This is a genomic window from Oceanobacter sp. 5_MG-2023 (assembly GCF_030548165.1).
Taxonomy (GTDB): domain Bacteria; phylum Pseudomonadota; class Gammaproteobacteria; order Pseudomonadales; family Oceanobacteraceae; genus Oceanobacter.
Genome location: NZ_JAUORS010000039.1, coordinates 1 through 11,042, shown reverse-complemented (window position 1 = coordinate 11,042; position 11,042 = coordinate 1). Strand labels below are relative to the sequence as shown.

Below are 11,042 nucleotides of genomic sequence, written 5' to 3'. Positions count from 1 at the left end.
GGACTCGTCATTTCGCTGCATTCGTCGCCTTGCTCTGAACAACGGCAACACTCGCGCAGAGCCGTGCAGGATTAAATGGATGTCCCCTACACCATTACTGGCAAGGTCGGGGATATCGTTCATTGTCATTGTGTTACATGCCGCAAGGCACATGCGGCGGCTTTTTCCAGTGTAGCGGCGGTTGCCGATGCGGATTTTGTGGTGTCGGGGCGTGAATCGTTGACGGCGTATGAATCATCACCTGGCAAGCAGCGCTATTTTTGTTCACGCTGTGGTTGTCAGATTTATGCCAAGCGAGACAACACCAAACACCTGGTGTTACGCCTTGGTTCTTTGGACGATCACCCGGGCGTGGATGAAAAATGTCATATCTGGGTATCAGAAAAAGCCGAATGGTATGATATTAACAGCACCTTGCCGGTATATCCTCAATCGGAATAATGGCGGTTTTTTGGGTCAACCTGGGTAGATGAGTCGTTGTTATGGTAGATAATGAATTTTTATATGGCTATAGCAGCGTATTAATCGCCGTTGTGTTGTTTCTGGTGATTATTGTTTTTAACGAAGTCGGTTTTGTTTCTGGTCGTTATGTACAGTCCCGTACTGATGATGAAGTCAAAACCCTGACCGGTTCTATCCAGGCCAGTATTCTGGGTTTATTGGCTTTGCTGCTGGGTTTTACCTTCAGCATGGCGATGCAGCGCTACGATAACCGCACCATGGCGTTGATTGATGAAGCCAATACCATGGGAACCGCGATGTTGCGGGCGCAGTTGTTACCCGGCGAGTACCAAACCAAAGCCGATAATACATTACGAGACTATATTCGTTTGCGGGTAGAGATGGGGCAGGTTGATCTTACTCATGTCGATGTGCGTAGCGATTACCAGCGCCAAATCGTGGCGTTACAGAATCAGCTATGGGGGATTACCCTGGCAGCAACGGAGACAGACCCCAGACCGGTGACAACCGGCTCATTCTTGCAATCCCTGAATGCGATGATCGATGCCCATGGCAAACGGAACGCACTGCTGCAATTGCATGTGCCGGAGAGCATTTTACTGCTGTTGTTCGTGGTCTTTATCGCCAGCGGCAGCATTATGGGGTATTCAGCCGGTTTGAGTGGCAAGCGCATGGTGGTGCCTATTGTGCTGGTATCTTTGTTGATTACGCTGATTGTGTTCACCATTATTGATCTTGACCGGCCCAAGCGAGGATTGATTCAGGTAGATCAGAATGTGATGAGTGCGTTATTGAAACAAGCAAGATAACGGTGTGTAACCGTTATCTCTGTACCCAAAAGCCTGAACATTCGTTATCAGGCTATTTAACTTCGGTAATAAACTGTTCTTTTGGGCGGCGTACTTTTTTCAAATCGACCAGCCAGTCGCCTTCTTCGGCCCGATAACCCAGCGGCAGCAGTAACACACTGCGCAGGCCACGTTCCCGCAGGTTGAGGATAGTGTCGAGGTCGTCTGGGGTAAAACCTTCCATCGGCGTGCAATCCACTTCTTCTGCCGCTGCGGCAATCAAGGCACTGCCGAGGCCGATGTAGGCCTGACGGGCGGCATGCTGGAAATTGTCTTCCGCATCACGGGCAGGGTACATCTGTAACAGCATTTGCCGATAACGTTCCCAGCCTTCATTGGTGATGGCACGCTCTTCGTTGGTGAGGTCGAACATCATGTTGATGCGTTCCGGGGTGTAGTTGTCCCAGGCGGCAAAAACCAGCAGGTGTGAGCAGTCGGTAATTTGTGCCTGATTCCAGGCGATGGCCTGGATTTGCTGGCGAATGTCGGGGTTGGTGACGACCAGCACTTCATAAGGCTGCAAGCCACTGGAGGTAGCGGTCAGGCGAATGGCTTCCAGTATGCGTTCGACCTTGTCTTCCGGGACGGCTTGGGTTGGGTTCATTTTTTTGGTGGCATAGCGCCAGTTTAATAAGTCGATGACGTCAGTCATGATGGATCTCCAGAATAGTCAACCGGAACGGTGTGTGTCTCAGTGGCTATAGTGACAGATTCCTGATGCCCGATAGATGGGCCTTTGGCGAACAATTTATTCAGTGCAGCCGGGTAATAACGATGTTGGGGTGGAGCGTCATGATGACGCTCGCCGGGCCAGGTCAGTCGTGTGTTGATGAGGGGATCAGCCCGGGGCAATAGCGGTGGCGGCCGCTGGATTTGGCTTCGTATAGAGCCTGGTCGGCAGTGGCCAATATATCGGTGAGTGTTCGTCCTGGGGTTGCCAGGCTGCTGCCAGCGCTGATGGTGAGGGGCAGCACTTCTTTCAGCTCACTGAGCAGTTCGTATTGCTGGATTGCGCTACAGAGACGCAGACCGAGCTGATCAAGCAAGAGTTGTTGGTCGGTGTTGATCAACAGCAAAAATTCATCGCCACCCCAGCGACAGGCAAAGTCTCCCTGGCGGATATGATCCTGAATGATCTGGGCGGTGGTTTTCAGCGCCAGATCACCTGTGGCGTGACCGTATTGGTCATTGATGTTCTTGAAACGGTCGAGATCGAGCCAGAGTACGCCAAAGGTTTCTTGATCTTGCTGTAGCCGCCTCATATGTTGCTGCAGCTCTTCCATCATGCCGCGGCGGTTGAGCAAGCCGGTGACCGGGTCGGTATAGGTCAGTCTTTCCAGTTCTTCGGTACGCTGCCGAACCCGGATCTCCAGCCGTTCTTGTGATTTCAGTACCTCGTCGGCCATACGCTTGAAGTGGCTCATGAGACGGCCAATTTCACCATGCCGGTAGTGGGGAGCGTCGTCTTCTATCTGTATCTGCCTGCCATCTCGCAGGTGCTCAATATTGTTTTCCAGCTGGCGCAGTGGTTTTGAAACGTAGCAATTGAGGGCCAGATTAAACAGCAGCAGGGCGATAAAAATGCTGGCTCCCGCCAGTAAAAACAGATTGTTGAAGGTGCTGAGTGGCAACAAGGTATCGAGATCCAGCAGGGTCATGACAAACCAGTCCACCTCTGGCAAATAGATAACCCCGGCCTGATGTTCTCGGCCGTGGCTGCTAACGTGGGTGCTGACCACAAGCCCGGGGCTGGCTCGGGCGGTATCCAGTATGTTCACCAGCCTGGCCCGCTGACTGTCGTTGTCGAGCTGCTTCCAGATGGTTTTACGCTCGCTGGCTTCTTTGGTGATGCTGGCAAAGTCGATCTGGGAAATATCTTCAGATACCTGGATGGCCCCTTCATGATCAAAAAACAGATTACTGACGCCGGGTTGTGGCGTCGTGGTGAACTGGCGAATAAACGTGGTGAGGTCAAGACCGGTACCGACGACACCAATAATCTTGTCGCCGTCGCGCATCAGCACATCGATCCAGAGTTTGGTCACCTTGAGGGGGATGTCCGGGTTAACGTTCAGATGAATATCACGATTTTGTTCGATGATGCTGTAAAACCAGCGATCGTCCGGGTTATCGGCAGACAGGGTGTAACGGTATTGGTCGTTGGCGAATTCGTTGCTGGCGTTGTTGTGGTAATAGTTACCGGATTCCGGCAAAGCAACAAAGTAGCTGTGGTCGGAAAAATTGTTGCGATAGGATTCCAGCTCCGCCATGGCTTGCTGCTTTTTTTCTGCATTATGTTCGTCCTTGGCCCAGCGCCGTAATATTTGTGAATCAGACAGCTGGCGGGCCAGAGCGACTTCCCGGATGATGGGTTGCAGCGAGCGCTCTTTTTCCAGCTTGACCTGGGTTTCGAAGTGACTGAGTGCAGAGGTTTTGAGCACATTGAGTGCAATTTGCTGGCTGAAAAACCAGATGGCCAAGCCAGATAACAGCATCAGTAATGCAGTAAGAAGCAGAAAACGTGGCTTGAGGTTCATTTCAGCTTCCCGAGTCGATTGGCCAGTTTCGATTGAGCGGACGGTTTGCGCTACCGTTGTACCGGTTCTGTACGACAAATTGCCACAGTAATCTGCGCTCATGTGCTGATTGAACACGCGTACCCGGGAACAACCTGGTTAATTGTCAGGCGACTGGTAAGCCTATCACGCTTTGGCACAACAGGCATATTATTCAGTCCGCTTTGATGGTAGAGCCATCGTGTGTCAGAGACAACCGGCTTTACATTCTCGCCACGTGTGGTGCGTACGGCAGGATGCATCGAGTATCACTGCCGGAAGAAAATCACCATCCCGCCTGCCAACTGGCTACAATCCCTCCTGAGACCGTCTGTGGAGCTTATTTGTGCAAGAAATACTGGATGACATCGTTGCCACCATTGGGGCCAGTGACGATCGTGGCAAGGTGGCGGATTATATTCCGCAACTGGCTTGTATCGACCCGAACCAGTTTGCCATTTCGGTGGTGCTGGCGGATGGACGGGTGTTCAGCTCGGGAGACTATCAACAGCTGTTTTCGATTCAGAGCATTTCCAAGGTATTTACCCTGACCATTGCCCTGGGCAAATTGGGGGATGGAGTTTGGGCCAAGGTCGGACGTGAGCCATCCGGTGATCCGTTTAATTCCATCGTGCAGCTGGAGCATGAGAACGGCAAGCCAAGAAACCCGTTTATCAACGCCGGTGCCATCGCTATTGCGGATGCCATTATGGTCGGGCACCAGCCGAGAGAGACGCTGGCAGAAATCCTGCAATTTGTACGTTTTATTGCCGACGACGAAAGCATTTGTATAGACCACAAAGTGGCAGAATCCGAGCTGAAAACCGCTGATCGCAATGCATCACTGGCGCACTTTATGGCTTCGTTTGGGCGCATGAAAAACCCGGTTGATTATGTGTTGGGCACCTATTTTCACCAGTGCTCGATTGCCATGACGTGTGAGCAGCTGGCCAGATCAGGCTTGTTTCTGGCCGGTGATGGCGAAAACCCGGTGACCGGAACACGCGTGGTATCGGCGCGCCGGGCGCGGCGGATCAACTCCCTGATGATGATGTGCGGCCACTACGATGGCTCGGGAGAATTTGCCTACCGGGTCGGATTACCCGGTAAAAGCGGCGTTGGCGGCGGCATTCTGGCCGTTGCCCCTGGGCATGCATCGATTGCTGTCTGGTCGCCGGGGCTGGATGACGTTGGCAATAGCAAGCTGGGCACCGAGGCCCTGGAAAGACTGGTACAGCATACAGGCTGGTCAGTATTTGCCTGATCGGGGGAGTTTCTGTATTGGATAATCGAGGCTGGAAGTCGCTGCAGGATACTGGCAGGATGGCGCAATTTTTCAATCTGCACTGCGGAGATCACCATGACAAGTGAGTTTAAAGCCAAAGCCTGGTTAAAAAGTTCCTGCCCCTACTGCTTTCGTTTTTTACTGTTTATCACGGAAGCAGGCTTGCTGGACGAGATCGAAGTGATTCGGGTGGATGCCGATGATGAAGACCAGCTGAATACCAAACGGGCAGAATTGCAGCGCCTGACCGGCGAAGTGGCGTCTTTTCCGACGGTTGAATTGTCACCGGGTCAGTTCATGCGCGATACCGATGCCCTGATCCAGCATTTTGCCGATATTCACGGTATTAACCCGGCTGACTTGCCGACCCTGACGTTTTACGAAACCGGCATGCTGCCCACCGCGCAGGCACGCTTCAAGGAAATACGTGCCCTGAAAGAACAACTGTCGATGTTATCTGCCTGATCAGCGCAGGGCCGACCGACTCTGTCCGGCCCAGTCCGGCTCCGTTGGGACGTCTCTACGAACCTGTCGTATGTTTGTCAGCGTGGAATTGGCACATCAAGCGAATGCTTTCGGCCGGTCGGGCCAGTTGCTGCATCAGATAATGGCGAAAATCATCCGGGTAGCCGAGGTCTTGTAACGCCAGATCCATACAGGTCAACCAGGCCTGGACGCTGCTGGCGTCGGCGGGCAGGTGGGCGTGCGCCATGGGGATGTTGATGGCACCAACGTGTTCGGCGTATAGCTTGGGGCCACCAGTCCAGCCCGACAGGAACCAGGTCAGTCGTTGCCGCGAGGTGGTCAGGTCGGCGGGATGCATATCACGGAGGATTTTGGCGGCTGGCAGGGTATCCATCCGTTGATAAAAGCGGTCAACCAGAGCGGTGATGCCTTCCAGGCCGCCAGCTGCCTGGTAAGTGGCGTCGGCTTGTCCATAAATCGGGAGGTTTGAAGTCATAGTCATTGCCTGCATGTCGGTCGGGAAGCGATAAAAAGATCATAGTAGCAGCCCGAACAGCCGATCGACTGATCTGTAACAGTATGGCGGTTGCTGACCTTTGGCCAGTGCGTCGGTTGTATCCTGTTGTGGTGTGGCGCAATTGCAGTCTTCTGGCGGCGGTTTGGGTATGCTGCGCGCTGACCGTTTGTGTATTTGACTAGCCTATGCCTGCCTCTCAAAAGATTTTCAAGGTTCGACGCCACTACAACCGCTGGGTAGCGGATCAGACGCTGGAAGATTTTGCCCTGCGTTTTACCGCTCGCAGCGGTCGCCGCATGTCGATCGAACGGGTTGCACAAACCGCGTTGGGGGCCACGGCGTTTCTGGCGCTGGAAGGATTGGCCGCGGCGGTGACGTTGAATTACGGCTTTACCAACACTGTGTACGCCATGCTGGTGGTGTGTCTGCTGTTCTTTATTACCGGTGTGCCGATTACCTACTACGCCGCCAAGCACGGTCTGGATATCGATCTGCTGACCCGCGGGGCCGGATTTGGGTATCTGGGGTCAACAGTGACGTCGCTGATTTATGCGATGTTTACCTTTATCTTTTTTGCCATCGAGGCGGTGATTCTGGCGGGTGCCTTACAGGCGTTACTCGGTGTGCCGCTGGCGGTGGGGTATTTTCTGTGTGCGGCGGCGGTCATTCCGATTGTGATCCACGGTATTTCTGCCATCAGCCGGTTCCAGGCTGCCACGCAACTGGTCTGGGTGGTGTTGCAGTGTCTGGCACTGGCGGTGGTGGTGGTGAATGAATCCGGCCAGCTGGACGCCTGGACGCACTTCCATGGCCTGGCGATTGATCAATTGCCCGGCGCAACCGTACCGGGGCCGGGGAACGATACCCTGATTCCCGGGATGGGGGCTGGCAGCTTTAATATCCTGTTATTTGGCGCGGCTGCGTCGGTGTTTTTTGCTCTGGTACCACAGATCGGCGAGCAGGTGGATTACCTGCGGTTTATGCCCCCAAAAACCCCACACAATGCGCGCCGCTGGTGGTTTTGGTTGATGCTGGCGGGGCCAGGCTGGGTATCGATCGGTATTGTCAAAATGCTGCTGGGATCGTTTCTGGCGTATCTGGCCATTACCCAGGGGGTTGCGTATGAGCTGGCCACCGACCCGACCCATATGTATCAGCGCGTGTTTTTCTATCTGACCCATTCCGAAGGGCTGGCGCTGTTGCTGGCGGCGACCATGGTGATTGTGTCGCAGATGAAAATCAACGTCACCAATGCCTATGCCGGATCGATTGCCTGGTCGAATTTCTTCTCGCGGCTGACGCATTCTCACCCCGGTCGGGTGGTGTGGCTGGTGTTTAATGTCACCATCGCCCTGCTGCTGATGGAATTGGGTATCTATCAGGCATTGGAGGCGGTGCTCGGGGTGTTTGCGATTGTGGCGGTAAGCTGGCTGGGATCGCTGGCCGCCGATCTGTTGATCAACAAGCCGCTGGGGCTAAGCCCGGATATTGTGGAATTCAAACGGGCGCATTTATACGACATCAACCCGGTCGGGACGGGTTCAATGCTGCTGGCCACCACTGCCGGTATGCTCAGCTATCTGGGGTTATTTGGCGAAGTCACGGCGACCTTGAGCCACTTTGTCAGTCTCGGCATCTGTTTTGTTACCGTTCCCCTGATTGCCTGGTGGACCGGCGGCCGTTACTACATTGCCCGTACCTCTCCGGAGCTGGATCTGCTGGTCACGGATATTGCCCCGACCGATTTGTCGCGCTTGCCGGAGGATGTGCGGCATCAGCATGTGCCGACGATCCAGTGCGGCGTGTGTGAAAATCATTTTGAGCAGGAAGACATGAGTTTCTGCCCGGCCTATGGCCTGCCGATCTGTTCACTCTGCTGCACGCTGGATGTGCGCTGTATGGATATCTGCAAGCCGCACGCGCATGTAACCCGTCAGCTGGCTTATTTTTTGTCCAAGTTTGTACCGCCCCGGGTGGTGCGGGTGGTGAATTCCCGCCTGGGTCATTTTGTCAGCCTGCTGTTTATTGTGAACTTGCTGATTGCCGTGCTGCTGGCCGTGGTCTACCGGCAAATGGCACCGGTGACGGCGACAGAAGTCGAGCTGTTGCAACAAACCATGTGGACGCTGTTTTTTGCTCTGATGATTGCTTCCGGGGTACTGGCCTGGCTGTTTTTGCTGGCCCATGAAAGCCGTTTGGTGGCACAGAAAGAGTCCAACCGCCAGACGCGCAAACTGATCACCGAGATTGAGGCGCACCAGGAAACCGACCTGGCATTACAGCAAGCCAAGGAACTGGCAGAGTCGGCCAACGCAGCCAAAAGCCGCTACCTGACCGGTATCAGCCACGAATTACGCACGCCGTTGCAAGCGGTGATTGGTTACGCCCAGTTATTAACCAACAAGGACGATACGCCACCGGGGCACAAGAACGGCTTGGCGATTATCCAGCGCAGCGGCCAGTACCTGACCGACCTGATTGACGGCTTGCTGGATATTTCTCGGATTGAAGCTGGCAAGCTGGATCTGTACCGCTCCCGTGTGGAATTACCGGTATTGCTGGAACAGCTGAACGCCATGTTTGCCATGCAGGCAGAACAGAAAGGCGTGCAGTTCCATGTCAGCGTAAAGGGAACCCTGCCGCAATGGACCATGACGGATGAAAAGCGCCTGCGCCAGATTCTGATCAACCTGCTTTCCAATGCCGTCAAATACACCGTCTGTGGCCGCGTCGATTTTGATATTCGATACCGCAACCAGGTGGCCGAGTTCCGCATCCGGGATACCGGCCCCGGAATCGACGACGAGTCGCTAGAGCGGATTTTTGACCCCTTTGAACGGGTACGCAATCGCGCCACCGCCAACTTGCCGGGTACCGGGTTGGGGCTGACGATCGTCAAGCTGCTGACCGAGATCATGGGCGGCGACCTCAAGGTCGACAGCACCCCCGGCCAGGGGAGCTGCTTTACCGTGGCACTGATGCTGCCCTGGGTGAACCTGCATTCCGACCAGCAACGGCAACAGGCCGAATTGCTGGAGCACAAACGCATCATTGGTTATGAAGGTTTCCAACGCACCATACTGCTGGTGGATGATGACCCGGTCGTACGGGGATTGTTGGCCGACGTACTGGTACCGCTCGGCTTTTTGACACTCGAAGCCCACGATGGAGAGCACTGCCTGGCCATGCTGGACGAACTGGAACAGGCCGGAGAACGGGGGCCGGATTTGTTCCTGATGGACGTTTCCATGCCGGGCATCACCGGCCTTGAAGTTGCTCATCGGTTGCGTACACGTGGCATCTCGGTACCGATTGTGATGCTCTCTGCCGATGCCCAGGAAGGAGACCGCAGCGAATACGACCGCGCGATTTATAACGATTATCTGGTGAAACCGGTGAGCAACAGCCGCTTGTTAAACACCATTGGCACAGTGCTGGATTTATCCTGGACCTGGCAGCATGGCCCCGGTCCGGCGGCAGCAACCGTCAGCCTGCCCACGACCGGCTTGCTGCAGGAACCCCAGGCACCGCCGGTCGGGATTCATGACGCCGCCTCGTTTGGGGTGCTGCAACCCCATCCGCAACTGCGGGAGCTGCAAGCCTATGCCGAAATGGGCTATCGCAAAGGGGTGGTGCAAGAGTTGCAAAGCCTGAAAACATCACCGGCATTAACAGCCCGTCAATTGGCCTGTTTGCAACAACTGGCCGACGGATTTCAGCTGCAGGAACTGGCAGAATTACTGAAAATTGCGCTGGCCGAAACCGACGGAGGAAGCACAGACTCATGAAGCCAACCAGCAGCACAACAGCAGGCGTGGATATGCCGTCGGACATGGTTCTGGTGGTGGATGACTCTCCCGATTCCCTGAGTCTGATCAACGATGCCCTCGAAGGAGCCGGTATCGATGTACTGGTGGCTCTGGAAGGCCGCCAGGCGTTGAGCATTGCCCGCAAAATGAAGCCAGACATGATCCTGATGGATGCCATCATGCCGAATATGGACGGTTTTGAAGCCTGTCGACTGCTCAAAACCGACCCGGCGCTGGCGTCGATTCCGGTGATCTTCATGACCGGCCTGACCGATACCAGCGACATTGTACGAGGGCTGGAAGCCGGTGGTGTCGACTATCTCACCAAACCCATCAACCCCGATGAATTACTGGCGCGGATGCGGGTACATCTGTCTAACGCTCGTTTGACCAGTAGCGCCCAGTCGGCTCTCGACAGCACCGGCCAACACCTGATGACAGTATCGACCCAGGGGGAATTACGCTGGGCCACACCACAAACCTACGCCTTGCTGGCACGCGCCCGAGTTGACGACCTCAGCCAGAAATCCCTGCTGGCACCACAGATTGCCCGCTGGCTGGAACATCACCCTGAACCCGGCAACAGCCTGCGTCTGGACGGCCTTGGTTATCCGCTGGCTGCCAAACTGGTCAACGAACAAGGCAACGGCGAAATGCTGCTGAAGCTGGTCGACGGACAACGCCCGACCGGTGCCGCCATGTTGCGGGAACACCTGAACCTTACCGAACGGGAATCCGAAGTGCTGTACTGGATTGCCAACGGCAAAGCCAACCGCGAAGCCGCTGAAATCCTCAATATGAGCCCACGTACTGTCAACAAACACCTGGAACAGATCTTTACCAAGCTGGGTGTAGAAAACCGCACCGCCGCCGCCGGTGTCGCATTGCGATTACTGGCGGTGGAAGCCTGACAACAGTCATGGCGGTAGTCGTCTTGCACTGTGGTCAATTGCTGGACGTTAACAACGGATTTGAAGATAGAGGCGCCTTGCCTGAACGGCGGGCGGGCCGCCCGCGCTCCCGCGAATGGCGGGTCTCGATGTCGTGGTAGGACTGGTATAGCCGGGGCCGCCCGCGCTCCCGTGAATGGCGGGTCTCGAT

9 protein-coding genes are annotated in these 11,042 nt (G+C 55.1%); 6 read left to right on the top strand and 3 right to left on the bottom strand.

The window, feature by feature from the left end; all coding sequences use genetic code 11:
* Positions 1 to 75 precede the first annotated feature (75 nt).
* Positions 76 to 441, top strand: coding sequence for a GFA family protein (locus Q4551_RS15830; RefSeq protein ID WP_303434871.1), 366 nt, complete (start codon positions 76 to 78; stop codon positions 439 to 441).
* Between the two features lie 41 nt (positions 442 to 482).
* Complete coding sequence (locus Q4551_RS15825; protein ID WP_303434870.1) at positions 483 to 1,271, top strand: hypothetical protein; 789 nt, start codon at positions 483 to 485, stop codon at positions 1,269 to 1,271.
* A gap of 52 nt (positions 1,272 to 1,323) precedes the next feature.
* On the opposite strand, the gene Q4551_RS15820 is transcribed toward Q4551_RS15825, so the two are convergent.
* Together Q4551_RS15820 and Q4551_RS15815 are read right to left on the bottom strand one after the other, a co-directional pair.
* Positions 1,324 to 1,962, bottom strand: coding sequence for an NAD(P)H-dependent oxidoreductase (locus tag Q4551_RS15820; RefSeq protein ID WP_303434869.1), 639 nt, complete (start codon positions 1,960 to 1,962; stop codon positions 1,324 to 1,326).
* A 163-nt stretch (positions 1,963 to 2,125) separates the two neighbouring features.
* A complete protein-coding gene (locus Q4551_RS15815) occupies positions 2,126 to 3,847 on the bottom strand; it encodes a sensor domain-containing diguanylate cyclase (protein ID WP_303434868.1) in 1,722 nt (573 codons plus the stop codon).
* 364 nt (positions 3,848 to 4,211) lie between these two features.
* Between Q4551_RS15815 and Q4551_RS15810 the strand changes: the two genes are divergently transcribed.
* Both Q4551_RS15810 and Q4551_RS15805 read left to right on the top strand, forming a co-directional pair.
* Positions 4,212 to 5,129 (top strand): glutaminase, encoded by a 918-nt coding sequence (locus Q4551_RS15810; protein ID WP_303434867.1) that lies wholly within the window; start codon positions 4,212 to 4,214, stop codon positions 5,127 to 5,129.
* 96 nt (positions 5,130 to 5,225) lie between these two features.
* On the top strand, positions 5,226 to 5,615 hold the full coding sequence (locus Q4551_RS15805) for a hypothetical protein (protein ID WP_303434866.1): 390 nt from the start codon (positions 5,226 to 5,228) through the stop codon (positions 5,613 to 5,615).
* Positions 5,616 to 5,670: 55 nt separating this feature from the next.
* Here the strand turns inward: Q4551_RS15805 and Q4551_RS15800 are convergent, their stop codons facing one another.
* Positions 5,671 to 6,111 carry a group II truncated hemoglobin gene (locus Q4551_RS15800; RefSeq protein ID WP_303434865.1) on the bottom strand — a complete coding sequence of 147 codons (441 nt, stop codon included), beginning with the start codon at positions 6,109 to 6,111 and terminating at the stop codon, positions 5,671 to 5,673.
* A gap of 206 nt (positions 6,112 to 6,317) precedes the next feature.
* Here Q4551_RS15800 and Q4551_RS15795 point away from each other — a divergent pair, with 206 nt between their 5' ends.
* Both Q4551_RS15795 and Q4551_RS15790 read left to right on the top strand, forming a co-directional pair.
* Entirely contained in the window at positions 6,318 to 9,920 is a 3,603-nt protein-coding gene (locus tag Q4551_RS15795; protein WP_303434864.1) for an ATP-binding protein, read from the top strand.
* Complete coding sequence (locus Q4551_RS15790) at positions 9,917 to 10,852, top strand: response regulator transcription factor (protein WP_303434863.1); 936 nt, start codon at positions 9,917 to 9,919, stop codon at positions 10,850 to 10,852. Before Q4551_RS15795 ends, Q4551_RS15790 begins: the two co-directional genes overlap by 4 nt.
* Positions 10,853 to 11,042: the final 190 nt, after the last annotated feature.